Origin of the sequence: Variovorax sp. V118 (genome assembly GCF_041154445.1) — a bacterium.
In the GTDB taxonomy this organism is placed as follows: Bacteria; Pseudomonadota; Gammaproteobacteria; order Burkholderiales; family Burkholderiaceae_C; genus Variovorax; species Variovorax boronicumulans.
This window is the reverse complement of sequence record NZ_AP028663.1, coordinates 4,305,152-4,330,575: the sequence shown is the minus strand read 5'-3', so window position 1 is coordinate 4,330,575 and position 25,424 is coordinate 4,305,152. Positions and strand designations below refer to the sequence as shown.

General features: G+C 67.1%; 24 protein-coding genes and 1 tRNA gene. 19 read left to right on the top strand and 6 right to left on the bottom strand.

Features of this window, described 5'->3' with window-relative positions:
- Window positions 1–5 precede the first annotated feature (5 nt).
- The 6 genes from ACAM52_RS20110 to ACAM52_RS20085 all read left to right on the top strand — a co-directional run bounded on the left by ACAM52_RS20110 (window position 6) and on the right by ACAM52_RS20085 (window position 5,159).
- A complete protein-coding gene (locus ACAM52_RS20110) occupies window positions 6–962 on the top strand; it encodes a threonine/serine dehydratase (RefSeq protein WP_095743997.1) in 957 nt (318 codons plus the stop codon).
- 63 nt (window positions 963–1,025) lie between these two features.
- The gene (serS, locus tag ACAM52_RS20105; protein WP_307696204.1) at window positions 1,026–2,357 is read left to right on the top strand and encodes a serine--tRNA ligase; all 1,332 of its coding nucleotides are present in this window, start codon (window positions 1,026–1,028) and stop codon (window positions 2,355–2,357) included.
- A 57-nt stretch (window positions 2,358–2,414) separates the two neighbouring features.
- Window positions 2,415–2,504: transfer RNA gene (locus ACAM52_RS20100), tRNA-Ser, on the top strand.
- Window positions 2,505–2,940: 436 nt separating this feature from the next.
- Complete coding sequence (locus ACAM52_RS20095; protein ID WP_369644422.1) at window positions 2,941–3,207, top strand: tyrosine-type recombinase/integrase; 267 nt, start codon at window positions 2,941–2,943, stop codon at window positions 3,205–3,207.
- A 98-nt stretch (window positions 3,208–3,305) separates the two neighbouring features.
- Window positions 3,306–4,094: a hypothetical protein gene (locus ACAM52_RS20090; RefSeq protein WP_369644421.1), complete on the top strand. Its 789-nt coding sequence runs from the start codon at window positions 3,306–3,308 to the stop codon at window positions 4,092–4,094.
- Window positions 4,095–5,159 (top strand): DUF262 domain-containing protein, encoded by a 1,065-nt coding sequence (locus ACAM52_RS20085; RefSeq protein WP_369644420.1) that lies wholly within the window; start codon window positions 4,095–4,097, stop codon window positions 5,157–5,159.
- Window positions 5,160–5,544: 385 nt separating this feature from the next.
- Here the strand turns inward: ACAM52_RS20085 and ACAM52_RS20080 are convergent, their stop codons facing one another.
- The 6 genes from ACAM52_RS20080 to flgA form a co-directional block, all read right to left on the bottom strand.
- Entirely contained in the window at window positions 5,545–8,562 is a 3,018-nt protein-coding gene (locus ACAM52_RS20080; RefSeq protein WP_369644419.1) for a transglycosylase domain-containing protein, read from the bottom strand.
- A 569-nt stretch (window positions 8,563–9,131) separates the two neighbouring features.
- A complete protein-coding gene (locus ACAM52_RS20075) occupies window positions 9,132–9,962 on the bottom strand; it encodes a response regulator transcription factor (protein WP_159278106.1) in 831 nt (276 codons plus the stop codon).
- Between the two features lie 123 nt (window positions 9,963–10,085).
- A complete protein-coding gene (locus ACAM52_RS20070) occupies window positions 10,086–10,520 on the bottom strand; it encodes a YadA-like family protein (RefSeq protein WP_369644418.1) in 435 nt (144 codons plus the stop codon).
- 9 nt (window positions 10,521–10,529) lie between these two features.
- Window positions 10,530–10,985 carry a flagella synthesis protein FlgN gene (locus ACAM52_RS20065; protein WP_369644417.1) on the bottom strand — a complete coding sequence of 152 codons (456 nt, stop codon included), beginning with the start codon at window positions 10,983–10,985 and terminating at the stop codon, window positions 10,530–10,532.
- Window positions 10,982–11,278: a flagellar biosynthesis anti-sigma factor FlgM gene (flgM, locus tag ACAM52_RS20060; protein ID WP_369644416.1), complete on the bottom strand. Its 297-nt coding sequence runs from the start codon at window positions 11,276–11,278 to the stop codon at window positions 10,982–10,984. Before flgM ends, ACAM52_RS20065 begins: the two co-directional genes overlap by 4 nt.
- Before the next feature lie 96 nt (window positions 11,279–11,374).
- On the bottom strand, window positions 11,375–12,073 hold the full coding sequence (flgA, locus tag ACAM52_RS20055; RefSeq protein WP_369644415.1) for a flagellar basal body P-ring formation chaperone FlgA: 699 nt from the start codon (window positions 12,071–12,073) through the stop codon (window positions 11,375–11,377).
- A gap of 221 nt (window positions 12,074–12,294) precedes the next feature.
- On the opposite strand from flgA, the gene flgB reads away from it, so the two are divergent.
- From flgB to flgK, 13 genes are all read left to right on the top strand, one after another.
- Window positions 12,295–12,702: a flagellar basal body rod protein FlgB gene (gene flgB / locus ACAM52_RS20050; protein WP_369644414.1), complete on the top strand. Its 408-nt coding sequence runs from the start codon at window positions 12,295–12,297 to the stop codon at window positions 12,700–12,702.
- Window positions 12,699–13,094, top strand: coding sequence for a flagellar basal body rod protein FlgC (flgC, locus tag ACAM52_RS20045; RefSeq protein ID WP_062469232.1), 396 nt, complete (start codon window positions 12,699–12,701; stop codon window positions 13,092–13,094). Before flgB ends, flgC begins: the two co-directional genes overlap by 4 nt.
- 44 nt (window positions 13,095–13,138) lie before the next feature.
- Window positions 13,139–13,909 carry a flagellar hook assembly protein FlgD gene (locus tag ACAM52_RS20040; protein ID WP_369644413.1) on the top strand — a complete coding sequence of 257 codons (771 nt, stop codon included), beginning with the start codon at window positions 13,139–13,141 and terminating at the stop codon, window positions 13,907–13,909.
- On the top strand, window positions 13,906–15,120 hold the full coding sequence (gene flgE, locus ACAM52_RS20035; protein ID WP_369644412.1) for a flagellar hook protein FlgE: 1,215 nt from the start codon (window positions 13,906–13,908) through the stop codon (window positions 15,118–15,120). The genes ACAM52_RS20040 and flgE overlap by 4 nt, the downstream gene beginning before the upstream one ends.
- Window positions 15,121–15,133: 13 nt before the next feature.
- Window positions 15,134–15,880, top strand: a complete 747-nt coding sequence (locus tag ACAM52_RS20030; protein ID WP_369644411.1) for a flagellar basal body rod protein FlgF — start codon at window positions 15,134–15,136, stop codon at window positions 15,878–15,880.
- A gap of 23 nt (window positions 15,881–15,903) precedes the next feature.
- A complete protein-coding gene (gene flgG / locus ACAM52_RS20025) occupies window positions 15,904–16,686 on the top strand; it encodes a flagellar basal-body rod protein FlgG (RefSeq protein ID WP_062469245.1) in 783 nt (260 codons plus the stop codon).
- Window positions 16,686–17,381: a flagellar basal body L-ring protein FlgH gene (locus tag ACAM52_RS20020; RefSeq protein WP_062469249.1), complete on the top strand. Its 696-nt coding sequence runs from the start codon at window positions 16,686–16,688 to the stop codon at window positions 17,379–17,381. Before flgG ends, ACAM52_RS20020 begins: the two co-directional genes overlap by 1 nt.
- A complete protein-coding gene (locus tag ACAM52_RS20015; protein ID WP_095946602.1) occupies window positions 17,381–18,502 on the top strand; it encodes a flagellar basal body P-ring protein FlgI in 1,122 nt (373 codons plus the stop codon). The genes ACAM52_RS20020 and ACAM52_RS20015 overlap by 1 nt, the downstream gene beginning before the upstream one ends.
- A 10-nt stretch (window positions 18,503–18,512) precedes the next feature.
- A complete protein-coding gene (gene flgJ, locus ACAM52_RS20010; protein ID WP_369644410.1) occupies window positions 18,513–19,505 on the top strand; it encodes a flagellar assembly peptidoglycan hydrolase FlgJ in 993 nt (330 codons plus the stop codon).
- A gap of 70 nt (window positions 19,506–19,575) precedes the next feature.
- On the top strand, window positions 19,576–21,141 hold the full coding sequence (locus ACAM52_RS20005) for a methyl-accepting chemotaxis protein (protein WP_369644409.1): 1,566 nt from the start codon (window positions 19,576–19,578) through the stop codon (window positions 21,139–21,141).
- Window positions 21,142–21,150: 9 nt separating this feature from the next.
- Entirely contained in the window at window positions 21,151–21,432 is a 282-nt protein-coding gene (locus ACAM52_RS20000; RefSeq protein ID WP_369644408.1) for a hypothetical protein, read from the top strand.
- Window positions 21,433–21,622: 190 nt separating this feature from the next.
- A complete protein-coding gene (locus ACAM52_RS19995) occupies window positions 21,623–23,338 on the top strand; it encodes a methyl-accepting chemotaxis protein (protein WP_369644407.1) in 1,716 nt (571 codons plus the stop codon).
- 111 nt (window positions 23,339–23,449) lie between these two features.
- Window positions 23,450–25,414: a flagellar hook-associated protein FlgK gene (gene flgK, locus ACAM52_RS19990; protein WP_369644406.1), complete on the top strand. Its 1,965-nt coding sequence runs from the start codon at window positions 23,450–23,452 to the stop codon at window positions 25,412–25,414.
- Window positions 25,415–25,424: the final 10 nt, after the last annotated feature.

Here is a 25,424-nt window from a genome sequence, read left to right as displayed (position 1 = left end):
ACATCATGACAAACACCGATTGGCGCTCCGACATCGAGAGCGCCTCCCGCAGGCTGGGCGAACGCGCCGGCCATTTCCTGCGTGAAACGCCGCTGTGGAAGCTGCCGGCCGCCGCCCTGGGCGTGGCCGCGCCGGGCGCCGAAGTGTGGCTCAAGCTGGAGCACATGCAGGTCAGCGGCAGCTTCAAGGCCCGCGGCATGATGAACCGCCTGCTGGCCAACGACATCCCCGCCGCGGGCGTGATCGTCGCCTCGGGCGGCAACGCCGGCATTGCCACCGCCGCGGCCGCCAAGGCGCTGGGCGTGCCCTGCCAGGTGTTCCTGCCGGGCGTGTCGCCCGAAGCCAAGCGCGCACGCCTGCGGGCGCTGGGCGCCGAAGTGGTCGTGGTCGGCGAGCTGTACCCCGACGCACTGGCCGCCTGCCTGGCGCGCCAGAAGGAAACGGGTGCCTTGCTCACCCACGCCTACGACCAGCCCGAAGTGGTGGCCGGCGCTGGCACGCTGGGCCGCGAGATCGAGGCGCAGGGCGGCCTGCCCGACGCCGTGCTCGTGAGCGTGGGCGGCGGCGGCCTGATCGGCGGCCTGGCCGGCTGGTTCGAGCAGCGCGCCCGCGTGGTGGCACTCGAGCCCGAGAAGGCCCCGACGCTGTTCCGCGCCCGCGAGGCCGGCGAGCCGGTCGACGTGGACGTCGGCGGCATCGCGGCCGATTCGCTCGGCGCGCGCCGCATCGGCGCCATCGCCTGGGAGATCACGCAGCAGCAGGTGCGCGACGCGCTGCTGCTGTCCGACGACGCGATCCGCGCCGCCCAGCAGTGGCTGTGGAAGGAGCTGAAGCTCGCCGTGGAACCGGCCGCCGCGCTGCCGCTGGCGGCGCTGCAGACCGGCGCCTACGTGCCGCGCGAGGGTGAGAAGGTGTGCCTGATCATCTGCGGGGCGAACGTCGATCCGGCCACGGTCGCCTGAGTCGCCGCAGGCGTGCGAGCGGGGAGGGCGGGCGCGGGCCGGGCGCCCACCTAAAATCTCCCCATGCTCGACATCACCCTGCTCCGCAAAGACTTGGCCTCCGCTGTGGCCGGCCTCGAAAAACGCAAGAAGAACCAGCCTTACCTCGACGTCTCGGCGTTCACCGCGCTCGAGGCCGAGCGCAAGACGCTGCAGACCCGCACCGAGGAAATCCAGGCGCGCCGCAACACGCTGAACAAGCAGATCGGCCCGCTCAAGGCCAAGGGCGAGTCGGTCGACGCGCTCATGGCCGAGGTCAACGCGCTCAAGGCCGAGCAGGAATCGCAGTCCAAGCGCCTCGAGGAAATCCAGCCCGAGCTGCACGCGCTGCTGCTGGCCGTGCCCAACCTGCCGCACGCCAGCGTGCCGCTCGGTGAAGACGAAACCGGCAACGTCGAGATGCGCCGCTGGGCGCCCCAGGGCGGCGCTGGCGCCAACGCCACGCCGCTGGCCTTCGCGCCCAAGGACCACGTCGACCTCGGCGCGCCGCTGGGGCTCGACTTCGAGATGGGCGCCAAGCTCTCGGGCTCGCGCTTCACCGTCATGAAGGGCCCGATCGCCCGCCTGCACCGTGCGCTGGCCCAGTTCATGGTCGACCTGCAGACCGAACAGCACGGCTACACCGAGTGCTACGTGCCCTACGTGGTCAACGCCGCCACGCTCAGCGGCACCGGCCAGCTGCCCAAGTTCGAAGGTGACCTGTTCGCCGCGAAGAAGGGCGGCCAGGACGGCGAGCCCGCGCCCGACCATTCGGCGCTGTACCTCATCCCGACCAGCGAAGTGCCGCTGACCAACTTCGTGCGCGACGAGGTCGTGCCCGAGGCGCAGCTGCCCATCAAGCTCACGGCCCACACGCCGTGCTTCCGCTCCGAAGCCGGCAGCGCCGGACGCGACACGCGCGGCATGATCCGCCAGCACCAGTTCGACAAGGTCGAGATGGTGCAGATCGTGCACCCCGAGAAGAGCTACGACGCGCTGGAGCAGATGACCGGTCACGCCGAAGCCGTGCTGCAGGCGCTGGAGCTGCCGTACCGCGTGGTGCTGCTGTGCACCGGCGACATGGGTTTCGGTTCCACCAAGACCTACGACCTCGAGGTGTGGCTGCCCGCGCAGAACACGTACCGTGAGATCAGCTCGGTGTCGAACTGCGAAGCCTTCCAGGCGCGCCGCCTGCAGGCCCGTTTCAAGAACGCGCAGGGCAAGAACGAGCTGGTGCACACCCTCAACGGCTCCGGCCTGGCCGTGGGCCGCGCACTGGTCGCTGTGCTTGAGAACCACCAGAACGAAGACGGCTCGATCAATGTGCCGGCGGCGTTGCGTCCGTACCTCGGCGGCCTCGAAGTTTTGCGCGGTTGAGGCGCAGGGCGTCAAAAGTCAGATTTTTCTGGCTATAATCTGAGGCTCGACAGCACCGGAGAGGTGGCAGAGTGGTCGAATGTACCTGACTCGAAATCAGGCGTACTAGCGATAGTACCGAGGGTTCGAATCCCTCCCTCTCCTCCAAGAATGGCCCCGTAAGGGGCTATTTTTTTGCCTATTCCCCACCGAAGGCCCCGCAGAATCAAAGCGTTAGCTGATTCCGCGGCCTGCGTTTTCGAAGGTTTCCCCACCGTCAAAAGCCGTTCCACACCAGCGCTCGGTGGGCATCGTTGTAGGCACCTAGCGGCATCTCCAAAACGATGCCTACGAACATACTTACAGACACCATTTGCAGAGCTTGGGTGCGTATAACTGAGTTGCGCTTCATACGATTCGAGGAGATCGAAGGCGATCTTTCGGAGATTGGTGGTGAGCGCACGAAGCGAGACAAGGATCACCTTGTGCCCTTGCCGTGGCAGGCGCTCGAAATCATCGAGGTGATGCTGGAGCGTCGGCGACCGGGCTGCCCTTAGTGTTCCCTTCAGATCATTGCATCGACCGGCCTATCGGTGAGAACACTGTGTTGGCGCTGATTGCGCTCATGGGCTACAAGGGCGAAATGACAGGCCACGTGTGGCGGTCGATGGCATTCGCTTGGGCGAATGAAGAAGGCTACTCGCCAAATGTGATTGAACGACAACTCGCACACTCGCCCGGTGACAAGGTGCGGGCCGCGTACAACCGAGCTGATTACTTGAAGGAGCGTCGGCCGATGATGCAGGCTTGGACTGATTGGTTGGACGTGGGGATGGCTCCCAATGTCGGATTTGGTGCTCAGATGGGTTGAGTTTGAGGTGCGCTGATATGCTCGAGTTCAACACGTAGTGGTCGGAGGCCCCCTTGTCATTGAGAGATCGGCTGATTGCCGACGGCACAATTCGACCAATGCAATCGTCCCCTGTTGTGCCTGCCATGCCTCCAACGGGCAGCGCGGCCAAATCTATCGCGCCCGTGCAGCATGAAGAGTCGGACGAGTCTCCAATCGGAACTGAAGACGCAGGTTCGCTGTCCAGCGGCGTCAAAGGCGCGCCGATAGTTCTCCCAGCGAACTCCCACTTTGCGGGGTTGGCTGAACTTCAGGCGGAGTTGATAAAAAACTCCGCATCAGATTTTGTTTCTCGCTATATCTTTGAGCCCGTGCCCTTTGCGTTTAAGGGCGATTTGAATCTGTGGCTGAAGTGGAAGAGCAATTTGGCGTGGATGATCGAAGTGGATGCGAGAGAAATTGTTCTGAGCGGCAGTAGCGCAATGGGGTTTAGTTTGCACCCGAAGAAGAATTTGCGTGCCTACACTCCAAAATCTGATTTTGATATTTGCATAGTTAGCCGTCATCATTTTGACTTGGCATGGCGTGTTTTACGAGGGGTTGACTTCATTTCGGGTGCCGGTGCTGATGAAAGGCAAAAAGCTGCGAACTCTCACCGTGCAGGTCATATTTACGACGGGGCGATAGCGGCAGACAGAATTCTTTCTCTTTTTCCTTTTGGCAAAGAATGGCAATCTGCACTCGATATATTAGCCACAGAACACCCCACTAATGGACGAGATTTGAAGCTTCGTATTTATAGGGATTTTGACTCGGTGAGAACCTATTTGACCAGAGGTGTAAGGTATTGGCAGGCAAGTTTGGGATCAAGTATTTCTGATGAATCTGCAATCGCTGTGGAGCATTAAATGATTGACGCTGATAATTATCTTCATACAACTCACAGGACGATTTCTTGGTTTCAAAAGGCCGCCCAAAGAGAAGAGTTGGAATTGGCTGCGCCGTTTCAGCGAAATCCTGTGTGGACGGATAAGCAGAAATCGTTTCTTATGGACTCCATCTTGCAGGGGTATCCGATTCCTGAACTCTACATGTCCGATTCAGTAGATTCAGTAGGAGACGAAGTTCATACAGTAATAGATGGGCAGCAACGCATTCGAGCGTGTCTTGACTATCTGGCAGGAGGATACCGTCTTCTCGGGGAGGATATTCAAGGGCAGTGGAAGGGGAAAAAGTTCGACCAACTATCCGTGGAAGAGAAAAAAATAATATTTAGCTACAAGTTTGTCGTTCGGATTTTACCTGCGATGAACGATGCAGATTTGCGTAGGATTTTTTCTCGTTTGAATAGAAATGTTGTTGCACTTAACGAACAAGAGCTTAGAAATGCCACCTATTGGGGTGGCTTTATTAGCACGGTGCAAGAAATGGCCGATGCTGATGAATTTTGGTCGGAGTTCGGTATTTTTACTGCGAAGGATCATCGGCGAATGATAGATCACGAGTTCATTGGCGAACTCGTGGCAGCTTATCTCCATGGGCCCCAAAATAAAAAAGATAAGTTGGATAGCTATTATCGGGATTACGAAGAGGATTTTGAGCAGCGTGATGAAGTAATGAGGGTGTTCCGGGCTACCACGGGCGAAATCCGTAGCCTTATACCTGCTGATCAGGCGAGTAGATTCAGAAAAAAATCTGATTTCTACTCGCTATTTCTTGCATTGGTGCCGTACGCTCGAGAGTTTCCGTGGCCGAGTGATCGACGCGAGGCTGCGGCCAAAGCTCTTGCGAAATTCGGTCACGAGGTGACAACGCTACTTGCAATTGAAGAGGCGGATTGGAAATCGCAAAATAAGAATGCGATCAAGTACGCACGTGCCGTATCTCGCGCAGCTACAGATAAGCAAAACAGAATTGCCCGGCAAGAAGCCCTCACGGAATTTTTGGAACTAACGCCGTTGGAAAATCAGTAAGATTTATTGTTGCAGAATGGCTAACCTCGGGCCCTAGAGAAGTCCGATGCCGGCGGCGCCCAAGGTCGATAGCCGCCAGCCCATAGTCTTCTGGCTTATCGCAACATTCGGAGGTGGAATCTTTCTTGCCTTGATCCAGCGACGTACGGCTTCTGAGCCAACTCCGGGGAGCTGGCACAACTCGCTGCTATCGATGATTCGATCAACGCAGAGCGTGTTCTCCGCGCCTTGCTCGCCTCTTGGCATGTGCATGTGATGCGCAGTGTCTCTTGTGTCGGTGGCTTGCACGGCGTTCGTGTTCGTTGTGTGATTCCTTCCTCTCCTCCAGATTCAAGCCCTTGTAGCAGCCCTGCTACAAGGGCTTTTTGTTTGGGCCGCCTTTGCCTCATGGCGCCCGCTGTTGTGGTCCGCTGCACCCCCTGCGCTGCAGCACGGGCAGCAACTGCGGCCCCAGCGACTTCAGCAATTGGGTCGGCAGCGCGCTCGTGAACCGATAGCGAGCGGCATGGGGTTCGCGCACATACGCCAGGATGGTGCCGAAGTAGCGGTCGCCGATCACGAACACGAAGGTGGCCGAGCGGCTGATCTTGCGCTCCGAGAGCACCCGTCCGCCGCGGCCGGTGTGTCCGTAGCGATGGTCGCCGGTGCCGGTCTTGCCGCCGATCTCGAGGGCGTGGCCGCTCTCGTCCACCAGCGCGCCCTTCAGCCGCCGCGCGGTGCCGTCGTTCACCACCTCGACCAAGGCACGGCGCACCGTGGCGGCCACCTCGGCGGGCAGCACCTGTTGCGCACTCGCATGGCGCGGCTCCAGCCGTGTCTCGTAGGGCGTGTCGCGCGCGAAGTGCAGGGCGCCGACCCGTTGCGTGGGCAGCCGCACGCCGTCGTTCGCGAGGATGCCCATCAGCTCCGCCAGGGCGGCCGGCCGGTCGCCCGACGCGCCGATCGCGCTCGCGTAAGACGGCGTCAGCGACGCGAAGGGGTAACCCACGCGCTGCCATGAGCGATGGATCTGTGCAAAGGCGTCGAGCTCGATCAGCTCGCGCAGGCGCCTGTCCTGCGCGCTCTTGTGGCGCGTCTTGAAGAGCCAGGCGTAGACCTCCTGGCGTTCGCGCACGCTCGCGTCCAGCACCTCGGTCAGCGAGGCGCCGGGGTGGCGCCGCAGGTAGCCGACCAGCCAGAGCTCCAGCGGATGCACGCGCGCGACATACCCGCGATCGGCCAGCGACAGGCCGGCGTAGGTGCGGCGCAGCGCCCCCAATGCGCGCGGCGAGTCGGCGCCGCGGCCGAGCCGCTGCACCAGGAGCGCGTCGAGCCGTGCGTCGTCGGCCTCGGGCTCGATGGTGAAGAGCACGCTCGCCAGGCGCGGTGCCGACGGCCTCAGGCCGCGCAGCAACAGCGCCTCGGCGTCCGCGGCCGGCAGGTGCTGGTACTTGCGATGGAAGCGGGTGAGGAAGGCCGAACCTTCGCGGTCGGCAAAGCGCGCGAGCAGCTCGCGTCGGCCCGGGTCGGCAGGGTCCTTCAGCAGGCGCTCGGCGCCCGAGGCGCCACCGAACATGCGGTGGCGCACCAGGTCGCGCATCAGGCGGATGAACACCAGGTTGACCGAATGCTTGAAGCCTTCGCGCACCGTCATCGAACTGCTGTTGCGCGAGCGCTCGAAGTTCTCGAACTGGTGCAGGCCGCCGCCGGTGAAGAAGGCCTCGCCGGGGTTCGCCGAGTACTTGCGCTCCATCGCCGCCTCCAGCATCGGCGCAAGACGGCGATCCTTGGCGCGCAGGAGGTACTGCCGCGCCCACATGCCCAGCGGGTCGCGCGGGTTCGGCGCCAGCGCCGACAGCTGGGCCTGGCTCAGGTCGACCCAGCCCGCGTGCAGCTCGGCCACGAGCTCCAGGTAGCTCACCAGGGTGCGCAGCTTGGCGGTCGAGCCCAGGTCCAGCCGCGCGCCCTGGTTCACGTCGAACGGCTGGTCGATGTTGTCGGCCTGGATGCGCAGCAGGTTGCTCCCGGCGCTGCGCTCGAACAGCGTGAAGCTGTAGATCAGCGGGCTGGGGTCGGCGCCCGGGTCGAGCATATGGGAGCCGACCAGCCCCGCGGCCTTCGTCGCGGCGGGGGTGCGCAGCCCGGCCAGCACGCGCGCCACGAGCGCCTGTGCTTCGCCGTCCAGGCTGGTTTCGGCCTCGAGATCGAGGCGCTCCAGGTCGTAGGCCCGCGGCACGTCGAGCAGCGTGGCGATGTGGGTGCGCAGCGCGGTCGCGGCCTTGCGCTGCACGAAGTCGGGCCGGGGCGTCGGCGGCAGCGGTGGCTGCAGGTGCAAGGACAGCGGCAGCGCCGCGTCGCGCAGCGTGGGCGAGATCAGGCCGGCCTCGGCCATCAGCCGCAGGTAGCTGTCGGTCAGCCGCGCCAGGCCGGCGCCGTCGCCGAGCAGGTGCTGCGACGGACGGCGCTGCGCGATCATCAGCGACAGCGCCTGCTTGAAGGCCTCGGCCTGCTGACGGAGCGCCTCGTCCGTGGGCGCGGCGGCCTCTTCCGCGTTGTCGGCCAGCAGGCGGTTGACCTCCCCGAAGTCGCGCCCGTACCAGGCCCACAGGCCGTCGCCCAGCCCGTGCACCTCGCCCATGCCCGGGCGCGCGGCCAGCGGCACGGTGTCGAGGTAGTCGACGACGATCTGGCGGCGCCGCGCCTGCGTGTCGTCGCCGTCCTGGTAGGCGCGCAGCGAGGCCGACGCCATCTGGCGCAGCTTGTCGCCGACCGACCCGGTGCGGCCCTGCGGCGAATGGCGGTACTTCTCGAGCTGGGTGGCCAGCGTGCTGCCGCCCGTCGCCGTCTGGCCCAGGCCGACCGCGCGCAGCGCCTGCTCGAGCGTCGCCTTGGCGAAGCGTTCCGGATCGATCGCGGGGTTGCGCTGCAGTGGCTGCGCGTCCAGCAGGTGGCGGTCCTCGACGAAGAGCAGGGCGCTCACCAGCAGCGGCGGCACCTCCTCGAAGCGCTCGTAGGCGCGCTGGGGCACGCGGGTGTGCAGCAGCGCCGTGTCCCGGCAGTCGCGCACGGTCAGGCCGGCCTGGTTTTTCTCACGGTAGGGCGCGAAGAGCCCGTAGTCCTGCAGTTCGAGCAGCCGCGGCGACATGCGGGCCTGGCGGGTGACGACATAGCCCTGCGGCGCCAGGCGGTCGATGTAGCCCGGCAGCTGGTGGTAGCCCAGCCGCTCGTCGTAGGGCCCGGTCCGGGGAAAGCGGATGGCATCGCTGGCACCGTCTTCGACGCTGAAGCGGGCGCCCTCGGCCAGGTCGCGCCACAGGGCCGATTGCAGCCGGGACGTCTTCAATTCGTCCAGCACGAACAGGGCAAGCCCGCCTCCCACGGCGAGTCCCGCGCCGATCCAGACAAGCTTCTTGAACCAAGTCATGCTCTGCCTCGCGAACAGTCCACACCATGGGTTCGTCAGTGACGATGATGCGCTTTTTGAGGCGATTTGGCATGCGTGCGACGACGCAATCGGCCGGAGTCATGTCCTCCCGCCGTGGGGCAGGAGAGGTACCTCGACACGCCGGAGCATGTCGATCTGCACGGACGTGCGGATCTATCTCAGGGCGAACTGACCTGCTAACCCTTCACGACCCCGGACACCCCACTAGTCGTCGGAATCCTGCGGGCCCGCCAGCAGCCCGAGCACCAACCCGCCGAGGACGATGGCCAGGGCAAGAATCAGCGATGCCTCTGCGAGTAGTCTCATGGTGTCCTGCAATGAATCTCCCCCTCACGATGTGCCCGCCATTGAACGTGCGTTCACTGACTGGCGGCTGAGTGCGGAAGCAGAAGGGTTTTGTGCGGGGCTTCAGCCTGTCTTCAGCTAAGGCGCGGATACTGGCGGCGAAGGTCTTCTGGCGTTGGTAGAGGACGCTTCGGCACCCGCCCTTCGGGGTGGTTCCTCGAGGCCGGAGGTCGTCACGGTTTTCTTGTCGCGCGGGCGCATGTTCAGGCCCGCGCGCTCTCGCCGAGCCACACCGGCTCGTTCGAGGTGTCCGGGAAGTCCGCGGTGTCGATCAGCGGCGCCTCGTCGACGTCCGACGCGCACCGCGCGGCCGGCATGTGCCGCAGCTCGTAGCCCCGTCCATACACCGAGACCAGCACGAATTCGCCGCCCTTGTGCAGCGAGAGCTTGCGGCGGATGCTGGCGACGCAGCAGTCCAGCGTGCGGCTGGTGCGTTCGATGCGCGCGTCCACCCACAGCGAGGCCAGCAGCCAGTCGCGCTCCAGCAGCCGGCCGGCGTTGCGAAACAGCAGCAGTGCCAGTTCGAACTCGCGCGGCTTCAGGCGCACCTCGGTGCCGTGGCACACCACCACGCGGCGCTCGCCCAGGAACTGGTAGTCGCCGAAGCACGCGGCCGTGGCGTGCGGCTGCAGCAGCGTGCGGTTGCGCCGCAGCGATTCGCGCACGCGCAGCTCCACCTCGAACTCGTCGACGGGCAGCACCGCGAAGTCGATGCTGGCGCCCTGCGTCTCGCCGCCTGCGGCCGACAGCACGTCGACCAGCAGGTCGCGTTGCGAGGCGCGCGCCACCAGGAAAATGGGAATGCGCAGGGCGCGGCACATCGCCGTGAGGATCGGCCAGGCGCCTTCGTCCTTCAGCACCACCAGCAGCAGGCCGAACTGCAGGCCCTGGGTGATGGCCAGCAGGAAGTCCGTGCTGTCGTCGAAGCACACGGGATCGCAGCCCATCAGGCGCAGGCGGTTGCCCCAGCCGGCCTGCTGCGCTTCGTCGCAGCCCACCATCGCGATGCGGCGCGCGCCCTGCTGCGCGGCCATCACGCGCGGGCTCCCCGGCGTGCGACCTTCTCGTGGCGGGGCGTTGGCGTGGCAGGAGAGGTCTTCATGTCGGTGGCATCCATGCGAAGGTGGTGAAGGGCGTCCCGGGGCGATGGCGTGGGCTCAGGGGCGGGCGGCGGCCGTGCTGCGCGGCAGCTTCCAGCCGATGCCCGCGTTGAAGCCCCAGTCCCGGCCCGTGCTGGACACGCCCATGCCCCAGGCCATGTCGCCGTCGTCCGAGCTGCGCTTGAAGCCCAGCGCTGCGGCCGAATAGCCCCGGTAGCTGCCGAAGGCCAGGCCGAGCGCCTGTTCGCCGGGCCGGTACGTCGGCACGTAGGCGGCCGACATCGCGATGGCCATGGCCGCACCCGAGTAGGCGATGCGCGCCGTCTCGCCGACGGCCGCGCGCACCGGGTGCAGCTGGCCCAGGTTGATGGCGTCGTCCGAGCGCACGGCGGGCGCCAGTTCGAAGGCATGGGCGCCGGCGCACGCGAGCCACAGCATCAGCACCCGCAGGATCGCGGTGCGTCGAGGGGCGAAGCGTGCGAACGCGTTCACGGCTGCTGTTCAGCCGGCGGCCAGCCGGGTGCCCGCGCCGGCCTGCGTCTTGCGCACGCCGTCGGGGCCGTAGAAGGGTTGGGCGCGGGCCTGCAGGAAGTGCAGCGCCTGCTGCGTGAAGTCCAGGTGCGCGTACACCAGCGTGCCGTTGTGCAGGTTGCGGTTGCGCGCGTCTTCGGCGAGCGCGAGCAGTTCGCGCCAGGCCTGGCGTGTGGGCTCACCGCCCGCGCCAGCGGCGGCGTCCGCACCCGCGCGGCCGGGCCCGAAGCCCAGCGCCGCCTGCAGCGATTCGCGCTGGCGGTCGAGTTCGGCCATGCGGTCCAGCAGCGCGGTCTTGCGGCCGGCGATGGCGTTCAGCGCGTCGAAGTCGCTGGCCGACATGGCTTGCGCCTCCTGGTCCAGCGCGACAAGGAAGTCCCCGATGCAGCCCGCTTCCGTGCGCAGGTGCGCCAGCAAGGTGCTCATGCCTGGCCCTTCGGTGCGAGCAGCTCGCGCACGCTCGCCAGCAGGCCATCGGCGATGCGTTCGGGGCGGATCTCGTAGCGGCCGGCGCGGATGTCCTCGCGGATCGCGGCCACGCGCGCGGCGTCGAAGTCGCTGCCTCCCACGGCGGCGGGCATCGCATGGACGAGCGCGGAAGCGGGCGCCGCTTCCTTCGGGCGCTGCACGGCCTCGGCGGGCGTCGACGGAGCCGGCACGCCCGGTGCGGGCGTGCGGTGCAGGGGCGTGGCCGAAGGGGCGGTGGGATCGATTTTCAAGGTGATTCCTCAGGGGCTGACCCGTATATCGGCAGCCGGTGCAAGAACTTTAGGAAGGGCGTGCATGAAGTGAAGCCTGCGCCAACGCGGCGGCTGCTACTGCACCAGCCGGACCTGTCCTTCCTCGTCGGCCACGCCGCGAATCACCCGGCCGTCCAGCGTCTTGGCCTGCACCACCGCGCCCACCGCGGCGCCGCTCAGGGCCTTGGCCTCGGTGCTGATGACAAAGCCCGGCCCCTGCGCCACCACCTTCACGGCCTGGCCCTGCTGGATCACGGCGACGCCGCGCAGCAGCTCCTTGCGGATCGGTGCGCCGGGCGCGACGCGGTTGGCGCTCACCACCCCGACCAGTTCGGCCGCGCTGGTGACCACCGAGCGCGGCAGCCGCGTGAGGTCGCCGGTGCGCTCGACCACGTCGCCGGCGCCCAGCGCCCGGCCCGCGTCGATGGCGCGCGCCGCCACCAGGTAGCGGCCTTCGACCGCGACACGCGCCTGCACGAAGCGCGTCCACGGCCGCTCGGCATGGCAACGCACGCCCACCGAGAGGCGGCCCCACGGCGTAACGCCCGGCGGCAGGAACACCTCGGGGGCTTCGCACGCGGGCAGGGCGTCGGTGCCGCGCCCTTCGAGGCTGACCGTCACCTTGCCCGGCAGGCCGGCGCTCTGCACCTGGAGGTAGGTTTCGACGGCCTTCGCGGCCGCGTCGCCTGCGATCGCACCGGTCGACATCGCGCACGACAGCCCCACTGCGCAGGCAGTGCGCAGCAGGCGTTGGCGAAGCGGCGAGAGGGTCATCGAAAGCGAAAGAAGAGGGCCAGAAAAATGAGGGCGCCGGTGCAGGAAAGCCGCAACCGGCGCCCCTGGATTCTTATGAATTCGCCCCGCCGGCGAAGGTGCGAGCAGCAGGCGAAACCCCCCTTTGTTCGGACGATTGCCAACGCGCTGCATGCATAGACTTGCTTTCCATCGGTCGCTGCGCCCCGTGCACTGGCGACGCCTCAACAGATGGAAAAAAGATGATCGACAAGCTGGATGCGGCGTTTCGCTTCCACCGCGAAGCGCTCCATCTCCGGGCCCAGCGCCAGGAGGTGCTCGCGGCCAACATCGCCCATGCCGACACGCCGAACTACAAGGCGCGCGACTTCGACTTCGGCGCGCGCCTGAGCGAGGCCGTCGAGCGCGGTCGCGCCGCATCGTCTGTGTCGATGGCCACCACCTCGTCGCGCCACCTCGCGGGCCAGGCGCAGGCCACGGACGCCGACGACCTGCAGTACCGCGTGCCGCACCAGTCCAGCCTCGACGGCAACACGGTCGAGATGGACGTCGAGCGCGTGGCCTTCGCCGACAACGCGCTGCGCTACGAGTCGAATCTGACCCTCATCAACGCCAAGATCAAGTCGCTCCTGTCGGCGGTACAGCCATGAACATCTTCGACGTGGCGGGCTCCGCCATGACCGCGCAATCGCAGCGAATGAACGTGACCGCGAGCAACCTCGCCAACGCCGAGAGCGTGGCCGGCCCCGACGGCCAGCCCTACCGCGCCAAGCAGGTGGTGTTCGAGGTGGCGGCCTCGGGCCGGCGCGACATCGGCGGCGTCAAGGTGGCGGGTGTCATCGAAGACCCGTCGCCCGCCAAGCTGGTGTTCGACCCGAAGAGCCCGCACGCCAACGCCGAGGGCTACGTGGCGATGCCCAACGTCAACGTGGTCGAGGAAATGACCAACATGATCTCGGCCTCGCGCAGCTACCAGGCCAACGTCGAGGTGCTCAACACCGCCAAGACGCTGATGGTCAAGACACTGACCATCGGCCAGTAACCCCCGCACGCACACGCGCCTCCCGCAGGAAGAACACCGACCCCATGGCCCTTTCCGACACCTCGTCCATCAGCGGGCTGAACGCGCCCACGGCGGCGAACAGCAACAACAACGTCTCCAGTGCCGACAGCGAGCAGCGCTTTCTCAAGTTGCTCGTCACGCAGCTGAACAACCAGGACCCGCTCAACCCGATGCAGAACGCCGAGCTGACCTCGCAGCTCGCGCAGATGAGCACCGTGAGTGGCATCGAGAAGCTCAACGCCACGCTCTCGGGCCTGGTCAACCAGACCGGCGCCAACCAGCTGCTGCAGGCCACTTCGCTCATCGGCTACAACGTGCTGTCGCCCGGCGACGTGCTCACCACCAAGAAGCCCGAAGACGGCAAGGACCCCGCCACGCAGGCCTTCGCCGTGCAGCTGCCGGGCACCGCCGCCGATGTCGAGATCAAGATCGTCGACAGCACCGGCAAGGTGATCCGCACGCTCGACGCGGGCGCCATGAAGGAAGGCGTCAACGCCGTCACCTGGGACGGCAAGGACGACCTGGGCGTGGCGGTGCCGCCGGGCGCCTACCGCTTCACGGTCGATGCCAGCAACAACGGCACCACGGTGAAGGCCACCGCGCTCACCTTCTCGCAGGTGGCCGCCGTGAAGCAGGGCGCCGGCGGCGTCACGCTGGAGTTGGCCTCGGGCGCCAGCATCGGGCTGGGACGTGCGCCTGTTCCTCTGAGCTTTCGTCTTCGTCTTCGACGCGGCCCGTGCGGGCCGCGCCCTTCGCACTCTTCTTCCTCGCACCGAACAAGGACCCCCTCATGAGTTTCTCCCAAGGCATCAGCGGACTCGGCGTGGCCGCGGCCAACCTCGACGTCATCGGCAACAACATCGCCAACTCGGGCACGGTGGGCTACAAGTCGGCCGCCGCCACCTTCCAGGACGTGTACGCCGGCTCGCGCGTGGGCCTGGGCGCCTCGGTGTCGGGCGTGACGCAGAACTTCACGCAGGGCGTGACGCAGTCGAGCACGCGCCCGCTGGACGTGGCCATCCTCAACGGCGACGGCTTCTTTCGCCTGGCCAGCCCCAGCGGCGAGGTCTTCTACTCGCGCAACGGCCAGTTCACGCGCGACAAGGACGGCTACATCGTCAACGCGCAGGGCCTGCAGCTCACCGGCTACGGCGCCAATGCCAGCGGCGGCATCAACGGCGGCACGCCGGGCCCGATCCAGGTGCAGGGCGGCATGATGCCACCCAAGCCCACGGCCAACATCGACGCGCAGTTCAACCTCGACGCGCGCAGCACGGTGCCCGCCAAGACGCCGTTCAACCCCACCGACGCCGCCACCTACAACTACCCGAACGCCATCGGCCCCATCTACGACTCGCTGGGCAACCCGCACGACGTGGCCGTGTACTTCGTGAAGACTGCGGCCAACACCTGGAACGTGTACGGCACCTCCGACGGCGCACCGCTGAACGGCGGCGCGGCGCTGTCCAACGTGACCTTCGACGCCAAGGGCGTCATGACCGCACCGGCCTCGGGCGCGTTCAACATCGGACCGCTCACCTTCACCAACGGCGCCTCGCCGCTCACCGCCTCGGTCGACCTCACGGGCACCACGCAGTTCGGCAGCGCCAACGGCATGAGCAAGCTGGGCCAGGACGGCTACAAGTCGGGCGAGCTCACCGCGTTTTCGATCAACCCCGACGGCACCATCACCGGCAAGTTCTCCAACGAGCAGACGCGCCTGCTGGGCCAGGTCGTGCTGTCGTCGTTCGCCAACCCGAACGGCCTGGAGCCCAAGGGCAACAACGTGTGGGCCGAGACGCAGGCCTCGGGCAATGCGCTCACCGGCACGCCGGGCGAAGGCACCAAGGCCGGCTCGCTGGCCTCGGGCGCGCTGGAGTCGTCCAACGTCGACCTGACCTCCGAGCTGGTGAACCTCATCGTCGCGCAGCGCAACTACCAGGCCAACGCGCAGACCGTGAAGACGCAGGACCAGGTCATGCAGACGCTCATGAACATCCGCTGATCGGGAGCACTTCGTGGATCGAATGCTGTATGTCGCCATGAGCGGCGCCAAGCAGGCCATGGAGCAGCAGGCCGTGGTCGCCAACAACATGGCGAACGTCTCGACGCCGGGTTTCCGCGCGCAGATCGCGACCTTCCGCGCCGTGCCCGTGGTCGGCGAAGAAGCGCCCACGCGCGCCTTCGTGGCCGCCACCACGCCCGGCGCCGACTTCACGCACGGCCCGCTCACGCAGACCGGCCGCGCGCTCGACGTGGCCGTGGGCGGTGAAGGCTGGCTGGTGGTGCAGGCGGCCGACGGCAGCGAGGCCTACACGCGCGTCGGCAACCTGCAGATCGGCGCCGACGGCCAGCTCACGACGATGGGCGGGCGCCCCGTGGTGGGCGACAACGGCGCGCTCACCGTGCCGCCGGGTTCGGCCGTGAGCATTGCGTCCAACGGCCTCGTGGGCTCGCGCGACGCGGCCTCGACCACGCTCACCGGCATCGCCGAGGTGGGCCGGCTCAAGCTCGTCAACCCGCCCGTGACCGATCTCGTGCGCGGCGACGACGGCCTGTTCCGCATGCGCGCCGACCTGCCGCCGGCCGAGGCCGACGAGGCGGTCGCGCTCATCTCGGGCGCCATCGAGGGCAGCAACGTGCAGCCGGTCGATGCCATGGTGGCCATGATCGCCAACGCCCGCAGCTTCGAGATGCAGATGAAGTCGCTGCAGACCGCCGACATCAACGCGCAGACCGCCAACAAGCTGCTGGCCTACGGCTGACCCTCTTCCAGGAACTCCTTTCAATGATCCGCTCCCTCTACATCGCCAAGACCGGCCTGGACGCGCAGCAGACGCAGCTCGACGTGGTCTCCAACAACCTGGCCAACGTCGGCACCACCGGCTTCAAGCGCAGCCGCGCCGTGTTCGAAGACCTGGTCTACCAGAACCTGCGCCAGGTCGGCGGCCAGAGCTCCGACCAGACGCGCCTGCCTTCGGGCCTGCAGGTGGGCACCGGCGTGCACGTGGTCGCCACCGAGCGCATCCACTCGCAGGGCAACCTCACCAAGACCGACAAGCCGACCGACGTGGCCATCAGCGGCAGCGGCTTCTTCCAGGTGCTGATGCCCGACGGCACCACCTCGTACACGCGCGACGGCTCGTTCCAGACCGACCGCGACGGCCAGCTGGTCACCGCCAGCGGCTTCCCGGTGCAGCCGGCCATCACCATCCCGGCCAACGCCACCAGCATCACCGTGGGCCGCGACGGCATCGTGTCGGTGGTGCAGGCGGGCGGTACCAACACCGTGCAGGTCGGCCAGCTGCAGCTCGCGACCTTCGTCAACCCGACGGGCCTGCAGAGCCAGGGCGAGAACCTGTATGCCGAGACCGACGCCTCGGGCGCACCCAACCAGGTGAACCCCGGCGTGGACGGCGCGGGCACGCTGAGCCAGGGCTATGTGGAGGCCTCCAACGTCAATGTGGTGGAAGAGCTGGTCAACATGATCGCCACCCAGCGCTCGTACGAGATCAACAGCAAGGCGGTCCAGACCTCGGACCAGATGCTGCAGCGCCTGGCCCAGTTGTGATGCGGGCGGGGGTGCGTCTTCTTCGCCGGGCGGCGGCGCTGCTGCTCGTGGCCGCGCTGGCCGCCGGCTGCGCGCAGGTGCCGCGCGAGCCGCTGGTGCACCAGCCGATGACGGCGCGCGCCGACCAGTACGCGGCGGTGCAGGCGCGCCGCGCGCCGGGTGCGATCTTCCAGGACGGCCCCGGCGCCAACGCGCTGTTCGAAGACCGCCGTCCGCGCAACGTCGGCGACATCCTCACCATTCTCATCAGCGAGAAGGTCAACGCGACCAAGAACTCGGGCGCCAATGCCAGTCGCACGGGCAACACGACCAGCGTGTTCGCGGCCATTCCCAAGCTCATTGGCGGCCTGCTCGACGGGCAGGAGACCAAGCTGTCGGGCACCAACACGCTCAACGCCAAGGGCGGCGCCAACGCCAACAACACCTTCAACGGCGTGATCACCGTCACCGTGACCGACGTCATGGCCAACGGCAACCTGCTCGTGAGCGGCGAGAAGCAGATGGGCATCAACCAGGGCACCGAGTACATCCGCTTCTCGGGCGTGGTGAACCCGCGCACCGTGTCGGGCAACAACACCGTGCCCTCGACGCTGGTGGCCGATGCGCGCATCGAGTACTCGGCCAAGGGCTACATCGACGAGGCTCAGCACATGGGCTGGATGCAAAGAATTTTCCTGAACGTGATGCCGTTCTGATGACACACCTCCAGGCTTCACCTACTTCGAATCGCTGGCGCATCGCGGCGCTGTGCGCGCTCCTGTTCATCGCGCCTGCGCATGCGGAAAGGCTCAAGGAGCTCGCCAGCATCCAGGGCGTGCGCGACAACCCGCTCATCGGCTACGGCCTCATGGTCGGCCTGGACGGCACGGGCGACCAGACGATGCAGACGCCGTTCACGACGCAGAGCCTGAACAACATGCTGCAGCAGCTGGGCATCACGATCCCGCAGGGCGTGAACATGCAGCTGAAGAACGTGGCCGCCGTCATGGTGACGGCCACGCTGCCGTCGTTCGCGCGCCCGGGCCAGAACATCGACGTCACCGTGTCGTCCATGGGCAATGCCAAGAGCCTGCGCGGCGGCACGCTGCTGATGACGCCGCTCAAGGGCGTGGACGGCGCGACCTACGCGGTGGCGCAGGGCAACATGGTGGTGGGCGGCGCGGGTGCGTCGGCCAACGGCAGCAAGGTGCAGGTCAACCAGCTGAGCTCGGGGCGCATTCCCGCCGGCGCGCTGGTGGAGCGCACGGTCGAGGCGCCGGTGGGCGCGGAAGGCTCGTTCACCATTGAATTGAACCGCTCCGACTTCGGCACCGCGCAGCGCGCCACGGACGCCATCAACCGCCAGTTCGGCGCCGGCACCGCCGAAGCCATGGACGCGCGCGTGATCCGCGTGCAGGCGCCCGAGCCGCAGCGGCGCGTGGGCTTTCTCGCGCAGTTGCAGGAGCTCGAGGTCACGCCCACGCAGGCGGGCGCGCGGGTGGTGGTGAATGCGCGCACGGGCTCGGTCGTGATGAACCAGGCGGTGCGCGTCAAGGACTGCGCCATCGCGCACGGCAACCTGTCGGTGGTGATCAACACCGAGCCGGTGATCAGCCAGCCGGGCGCGTTCTCGGGCGGCAGCACCGTGGTGGCACAGACCTCGCAGATTTCCGTCAACCAGGGCGGCGGCGCGATCCAGATGGTGCGCGGCGGCGCCTCGCTGGCCGATGTGGTCAAGGGGCTGAACAGCCTGGGCGCCAACCCGCAGGACCTGGTGTCGATCCTGCAGGCCATGAAGTCGGCCGGCGCCTTGAGCGCCGAGCTCGAGATCATCTGAGGCCGGCGGCATGACCATCTCTTCCCACAGCGCGTGGACCGGCACCGACGCGGCCAGCCGCAGCGGCGCGCTCGACCAGCGCTTTGCGCTCGACGTGCAGGGCGTCGATGCGCTGCGGCGCACCGTGCGCACCTCGCCCGAAGAGGGCCTGCAGCAGGTCTCGCGCCAGTTCGAGGCGCTGTTCATGAACATGGTGCTCAAGAGCATGCGCGAGGCGACGCCTTCGAGCGGCCTGCTCGACAGCCAGGACCAGAAGGTCTACTTGTCGATGTTCGACCAGCAGCTCACGCAGAACCTTTCGGGGCGCGGCGTGGGGCTGGCCGAGGCGATGCTGGCGCAGCTGCGGCGGCAACTGCCTTCGGCGGCGACCGAAGCCGACGATGGCATCGGCACCCGGGCGATGTCGCTGGAGCCGGCCGCCGGCCTGCCGTACGGCCCGCGCGCGGGCATTCCCATCGGCTCGGCGCCGGGCGCGCGCGTGTCGACGGCGGCCGACCTGGGCGTCTATCAAGTCAGGAACGGCCCTGCACCCGCCGCGAACGCCTCGCTGCAAGGCCAGGTCGATGCGTTCGTGGACCGCATGGGCGCTTCGGCACAGGCGGCCAGCGCCGCCAGCGGCGTGCCCGCGCCGCTGATCCTGGCGCAGGCCGCGCTCGAATCCGGCTGGGGCAAGCGCGAGATCCGCGCCGACGACGGCACGCAAAGCTTCAACCTCTTCGGCATCAAGGCCGACAAGGGCTGGAAGGGCGCGACGGTCGAGACCACCACCACCGAATACATCGACGGCGAGCCGCAGAAGGTGCGCGCGAAGTTCCGCGCCTACGCCTCGTACGAGGAGGCCTTCACCGACTACGCGCGCTTCATCACGCGCAACCCGCGCTACGCGAACGTGCTGGCGACTGCCGACCCGGCCGAGGCGGCGCACGGCCTGCAGCGCGCGGGCTATGCCACCGACCCGAAGTACGGCGAGAAGCTGGTTCGCATCATGCAGAAGTTCGGCTGAGCCGCTCGCACAGCCTGACTGCCCGGACCCGAGAACAACGACACGAGAGGCCCCGAGAGGAGACAAGCGAATGACGATAAAGAACTGGACGATCGGAATGCGGCTGGGCGCCGGCTTTGCGCTGGTGCTGGCGCTGCTGGTGGCCGTGGCGGGCATCGGCGTGCTGCGGCTGCAGGGCGTGGGCGAGGCCACGCAGGACATGGCCTCGCGCACCCTGTCGAAGGAGCGCCTGGCCACGGCCTGGCAGCTGGGCACGGCCACCAACAGCGTGCGCACCTTCTCGCTGCTCAAGAGCGACGACGCGCAGGTGCAGGCGCATCTGCAAAAGCAGATCGCCGCCACCAGCGCCACCATCTCCGAGACGCAGAAGGCGCTCGAGGCGCTGCTCGTGTCGCCGGAAGAGCTGGCGCTGAGCGCCGACATCCAGAAGCGGCGCGGCGAGTACATCGCGCTGCGCCAGCAGATCCTCCAGCTGAAGACCGAAGGCCGCAAGGACGAGGCCGCGACGCGCACCGACACGCAGCTGCTGCCGATGCTCGACGGCTACGACGCGGGCATCCGCGCCATGGTGGCGCATCAGCAGAAGCACATCGACAGCACCGCCGCCGCCATCGACGCGCAGTACCGCGCGGGCCTCATCTACATCGTCGCGCTGGCCGCAGCCGCGCTGGCGCTGGGCGCGGTGCTCGCATGGCTGCTCACGCGCAGCATTGTCGATCCGGTCGCCGAGGCGCTGCTGATCGCCGAGACCGTGGCCTCCGGCGACCTGAGCCAGGAGTTCGAGACCGAGCGCGGCGGCGACTTCGGCCGGCTGCTGCGCGGCATGGGCGAGATGGAAGACACGCTCACTGACCTCGTGACGCGCATCAAGGCCTCGACCGATTCGATCGCGGTGGCGTCGCGGCAGATTGCGGCGGGCAACCAGGATCTTTCTTCGCGTACCGAAGAGCAGGCGAGTTCGCTGGAGCAGACGGCGGCGTCGATGGAAGAGCTGACCTCGACGGTGAAGCAGAACGCGGACAACGCGCGGCAGGCCAATCAGTTGGCGGTGTCGGCCTCTGAGGTCGCGGTCAAGGGTGGCGCTGTCGTGTCGCAGGTGGTGGACACGATGGGTTCGATCAATGCATCGTCCAAGAAGATCGTGGACATCATCGGCGTGATCGACGGCATCGCATTCCAGACCAACATCCTGGCGTTGAATGCAGCGGTTGAAGCGGCGCGTGCCGGCGAACAAGGCCGAGGCTTTGCGGTGGTCGCATCCGAAGTCCGCAGCCTCGCCCAACGTTCGGCCGCAGCCGCCAAGGAAATCAAGACCCTGATCGGCGACTCGGTAGAGAAGGTCGAAGAAGGCAGCAAGCAAGTCGCCGAAGCCGGCCGCACGATGGAAGAGATCGTGGGCAGCGTCAAGCGCGTGACCGACATCATGGGCGAGATCACTGCGGCGAGCCAGGAACAGACCTCCGGCATCGAGCAGATCAACCAGGCGATCACGCAGATGGACCAGGTCACGCAGCAGAACGCGGCGCTGGTCGAGGAAGCCTCGGCCGCGGCGCAATCGCTGCAGGAACAGGCGGGCGCCCTGGTCGAGGCCGTGAGCACCTTCAAGCTCGACGCCGACGAAGCCGTTGCGGCCTGAGAACGCCCCGTGTCCACGCATTTCCATCCGAAAGCCCTGCGTCGCGTCGGCATGGGCTTCGCCGCATTGCTCCTGCTGCTGGCAGTGGCGCTCTTCCTCGGCTTCCACGTAGGCACCGGCTGCGCCTGGGCGCTCCATGCCGTGTGGGCGTTGGCCGGCGCCGCCTGCCTGACGGGCCTGGGTCTCGCGGGCTTCGCGGCGCACGCACGGGCCCATTCGAGCCGTCACGACGCCAAGGTCGCCGAGCGGCTGGACCGGGTGTTCCAGCACGTCAACGCCACCGACGCCTGACAGAGAACGCATGCGCCCGCGTCCCGATCCGCGCCTTTCTTTAGAAAAAAGACTCAAGTCTGGCGGCGCGCTGCCGATAACAGGGAGACGGGGTGGCGCAGGCCGCCGTCCCGCCATGCCGTCATGTCATGCCGGTGGCCCGCCGCGCGATGCGGCCACCGTCCCCCGTTATTGAAGGAAGAGAAGCGCAATGAGTTTGAAGGATCTGAAAATCGGCACCCGCCTGGGGCTCGGCTTCGCGGTGCTGCTGCTGCTGATGGCGTTCATTGCGGGCACGGGCGTGCTGCGCCTCACGAACGTGGGTCAGGCGACCGACGAGATGGTGCAGGGCGCGCTGGTCAAGGAGCGGCTGGCGGCCGAATGGCTCAGCCTGCTCAAGTCGAACACGGTGGCCAACTACGCGATGGTCAAGACCACCGACCCCGAGGTGGCGGCCTATTTCGCCAAGCTTCAGGCGGCGGGTTCGGCGCGCATCACGCCGGCGCAGAAGCAGCTGGAAGCCATGCTCGCCACGCCGGAAGAAAAGGCGCTCTATGCCGCGGTGGTCGCGGCGCGCGTGGTCGTGCTCGAGACCGTGGGCACGCTCAACAAGCTCAAGGACGAGAAGAAGATCGACGAAGCCAATGTGCTGGTCGACACCAAGTTCAGCGCGGCGCTCGCCGTCTATGCCGGCGCCGTCGAGAACCTGGCCAACCACCAGCGCGAGAAGATCGACGCCGCCGCCAAGGGCATCGCGGCCGACCACACCGAAGGCCGCACCACGCTGCTCGTGCTGTCGGCCATCGCGCTGGCGCTGGGCGCGCTGTTCGCCTGGCGCCTCACGCTGGGCATCGTGCGCCCGCTGGGCCATGCGCTCGAAGTGGCGGAGACCGTGGCCGCTGGCGACCTGAGCGCGAACATCCGCGTGGACAGCCGCGACGAAGCGGGCCAGCTGATGCAGGCGCTGAAGGACATGAACGCCAACCTGGCGAAGGTGGTGGGCGAAGTGCGCACGGGCACGGAGACGATCGCCACGGCCTCGGGGCAGATCGCTTCGGGCAACCAGGATCTGTCGTCGCGTACCGAAGAGCAAGCCAGCTCGCTGGAGCAGACGGCGGCGTCGATGGAAGAACTGACTTCGACGGTGAAACAGAACGCGGACAACGCGCGGCAGGCCAATCAATTGGCGGTGTCGGCCTCTGAGGTCGCGGTCAAGGGTGGCGCTGTCGTGTCGCAGGTGGTGGACACGATGGGTTCGATCAATGCATCGTCCAAGAAGATCGTGGACATCATCGGCGTGATCGACGGCATCGCATTCCAGACCAACATCCTGGCGTTGAATGCAGCGGTTGAAGCGGCGCGTGCCGGCGAACAAGGCCGAGGCTTTGCGGTGGTCGCATCCGAAGTCCGCAGCCTCGCCCAACGTTCGGCCGCAGCCGCCAAGGAAATCAAGACCCTGATCGGCGACTCGGTAGAGAAGGTCGAAGAAGGCAGCAAGCAAGTCGCCGAAGCCGGCCGCACGATGGAAGAGATCGTGGGCAGCGTCAAGCGCGTGACCGACATCATGGGCGAGATCACTGCGGCGAGCCAGGAGCAAACCTCGGGCATCGAACAGATCAACCAGGCGATCACGCAGATGGACCAGGTGACGCAGCAGAACGCGGCGCTGGTCGAAGAAGCCTCGGCCGCCGCGCAGTCGCTGCAGGAGCAGGCCGGCGCCCTCGTGCAGGCCGTGAGCGTCTTCAAGCTCGATGCGAACGCGGTCGCAACGACCCGCGCCAGCTTCACGCGCATCACGCCGATCCCCAAGCCGCCGAAGCCGGCGCCCAAGCCGCGCGCCAAGGCGCTGCCCACGCGCCGTGAACCCACCGGCGCACCGCAGCTGGCCATGGCCGGCGACGCCAAGGGCGACTGGTCGGAGTTCTGAGAAAGACGGCATGACACCGCGCGCCCTCAACTTCGGGCGCGCGCTGCCGATAACCATGGGGAGGCATCGCGTGATGCCGCTCCCCCACACCCCTTTGACAGGTAAAGCCTTATGTCCGGAAGCATGTTCTACACAGGTCTGAGCGGCCTCGCGGTCGCCCGCACCGCGCTGATGACCACGGCCCACAACACCGCCAACGTGTACACGGCCGGCTACAGCCGCCAGATCGCACAGATCGCCTCGGCCGGCGGCATTGCCAGCGGCTCGGGCTTCATCGGCTCGGGCGCCAACGTGACGACCGTGTCGCGCAGCTACGACCGCTACCTCACGGCGCAGCTGGCCACCGCGCAGTCGCAGTCGGCCGCGCTGGCCACCAACGGCGTGCAGGTCAACCGCATCGACCAGCTGCTGGCCGACAAGACCTCGGGCATCGCGCCGCTGATGCAGAGCTTCTTCACCAGCGTGCAGGGCGTGGCCAACACGCCGGCCGACCCGGCCGCGCGCCAGCAGATGATCAGCGCGGCGCAGTCGCTGGCCAGCAAGTTCCGCGCAACCGACCAGTACCTGTCGGACCTGAACACCTCGGTCAACGAGCAGATCGTGGGCAGCGTGAGCCAGATCAACACCTACGCCGCCAAGATCGCCAGCCTGAACCAGCAGATCAGCCAGATGAGCGCGGTGGCCGGCGGCCAGGCGCCCAACGACCTGCTCGACCAGCGCGACCAGCTCGTGAGCGAGCTGAGCCAGGTGGTCGACGTGCGCGTGCTGCAGCAGGACGACGGCAAGTACAACGTGTTCATCGCCACCGGCCAGTCGCTGGTGGTGGGCGACCATGCCTCCAAGATGGCGGCGGTGACGTCGTCGGCCGACCCCACGCGCCAGGTGGTGGCGCTGTCGGGCTTTGCCGGCAACACCGTCGAGCTGGACGACAGCGCCTTCACCGGCGGCGTGCTCGGCGGCCTCATGGCCTTCCGCAAGGACACGCTGATCCCCACGCAGAACGCCGTCGGCCGGCTCGCCATGTCGGTGGCGGACGCGGTGAATGCGCAGCACAAGCTGGGCGTGGACCTGAACGGCGCGCTGGGCCAGAACTTCTTCTCGCAGGCCGTGCCGGGCACGATCGCCAATGCCGGCAACAGCGGCAACCTCGAGCTGGGCGCCACGCTGACCGATGCGTCCAAGCTCACCACGAGCGACTACAACGTGAGCGTCACCGACGTGGCGGGCACGCTCACCTACACGGTCACGCGACTGTCCGACAAGACGCCGATGGGCAGCTTCACCACCTTCCCGATCAGCTTCGACGGCGTGAGCCTCACGGCCGCGAGCGGCACGGCGCAGGCCGGCGATTCGTTCCTGGTGCAGCCCACGCGCACCGGCGCGCGCGACCTCGAGGTGCTGGTGCGCGACCCGGCCAAGGTGGCGGCCGCGTCGCCCGTGATCACCGGCAACACCGCGGGCAACAAGGGCAGCGGCGCACTGGGCGCGGCCAGCGTCGATGCGGCCTACCCGGGCTCGCCGCTGGCCGGCAACGTCACGCTGAGCTTCAATGCGGGCACCGGCACGCTGTCGGGCTTTCCGGCCGGCTCGGCCGTGACCGTCACGCTGGCCAACGGCACCGCCACCAGCTACCCGGCCGGAACGCCCGTGCCGTACACGGCCGGCGCGAAGATGAGCTTCGACGGCATCACCGTGGCCATGACGGGCGCGCCCGCGCAGGGCGACACCTTCACCATCGGCAAGAACACCGGCGGTGTCTCCGACGGCGGCAATGCGCTGCTGCTGGGCGCGCTGCAGCGCAAGACCACGATGTCGAACGGCACCGCGACCTTCAACGGCGCCTACTCGCAGCTGGTGAGCGACGTCGGCAACCGCGCCATGTCGATCAAGGTGGCCGCCGTCACGCAGGACAGCGTGACCGGCCAGATCAAGGCCAGCCAGCGTGCGATCTCGGGCGTGGTGCAGGACGAGGAAACCGGCAACCTGCTGATGTTCCAGCAGATGTACCAGGCCAACGCCAAGGTGATCCAGACCGCCTCGGCGATGTTCGACGCCATCCTCGGCATCCGCAGCTAGTCGTTCACCT

Excerpts from the sequence above, each read along its gene's own strand:
- ACAM52_RS20085 (WP_369644420.1), top strand. The coding sequence starts at position 4,095 with ATGATTGACGCTGATAATTATCTTCATACAACTCACAGGACGATTTCT.
- ACAM52_RS19995 (WP_369644407.1), top strand. The coding sequence starts at position 21,623 with ATGAGTTTGAAGGATCTGAAAATCGGCACCCGCCTGGGGCTCGGCTTC.
- serS (WP_307696204.1), top strand. The coding sequence starts at position 1,026 with ATGCTCGACATCACCCTGCTCCGCAAAGACTTGGCCTCCGCTGTGGCC.
- flgE (WP_369644412.1), top strand. The coding sequence starts at position 13,906 with ATGAGTTTCTCCCAAGGCATCAGCGGACTCGGCGTGGCCGCGGCCAAC.
- flgB (WP_369644414.1), top strand. The coding sequence starts at position 12,295 with ATGATCGACAAGCTGGATGCGGCGTTTCGCTTCCACCGCGAAGCGCTC.
- ACAM52_RS20015 (WP_095946602.1), top strand. The coding sequence starts at position 17,381 with ATGACACACCTCCAGGCTTCACCTACTTCGAATCGCTGGCGCATCGCG.
- ACAM52_RS20090 (WP_369644421.1), top strand. The coding sequence starts at position 3,306 with ATGCAATCGTCCCCTGTTGTGCCTGCCATGCCTCCAACGGGCAGCGCG.
- ACAM52_RS20040 (WP_369644413.1), top strand. The coding sequence starts at position 13,139 with ATGGCCCTTTCCGACACCTCGTCCATCAGCGGGCTGAACGCGCCCACG.
- flgA (WP_369644415.1), bottom strand. The coding sequence starts at position 12,073 with ATGACCCTCTCGCCGCTTCGCCAACGCCTGCTGCGCACTGCCTGCGCA.
- ACAM52_RS20065 (WP_369644417.1), bottom strand. The coding sequence starts at position 10,985 with ATGAGCACCTTGCTGGCGCACCTGCGCACGGAAGCGGGCTGCATCGGG.
- ACAM52_RS20080 (WP_369644419.1), bottom strand. The coding sequence starts at position 8,562 with ATGACTTGGTTCAAGAAGCTTGTCTGGATCGGCGCGGGACTCGCCGTG.
- ACAM52_RS20020 (WP_062469249.1), top strand. The coding sequence starts at position 16,686 with ATGCGGGCGGGGGTGCGTCTTCTTCGCCGGGCGGCGGCGCTGCTGCTC.
- ACAM52_RS20005 (WP_369644409.1), top strand. The coding sequence starts at position 19,576 with ATGACGATAAAGAACTGGACGATCGGAATGCGGCTGGGCGCCGGCTTT.
- flgC (WP_062469232.1), top strand. The coding sequence starts at position 12,699 with ATGAACATCTTCGACGTGGCGGGCTCCGCCATGACCGCGCAATCGCAG.
- ACAM52_RS20075 (WP_159278106.1), bottom strand. The coding sequence starts at position 9,962 with ATGGCCGCGCAGCAGGGCGCGCGCCGCATCGCGATGGTGGGCTGCGAC.
- ACAM52_RS20110 (WP_095743997.1), top strand. The coding sequence starts at position 6 with ATGACAAACACCGATTGGCGCTCCGACATCGAGAGCGCCTCCCGCAGG.
- flgG (WP_062469245.1), top strand. The coding sequence starts at position 15,904 with ATGATCCGCTCCCTCTACATCGCCAAGACCGGCCTGGACGCGCAGCAG.
- flgJ (WP_369644410.1), top strand. The coding sequence starts at position 18,513 with ATGACCATCTCTTCCCACAGCGCGTGGACCGGCACCGACGCGGCCAGC.
- flgK (WP_369644406.1), top strand. The coding sequence starts at position 23,450 with ATGTCCGGAAGCATGTTCTACACAGGTCTGAGCGGCCTCGCGGTCGCC.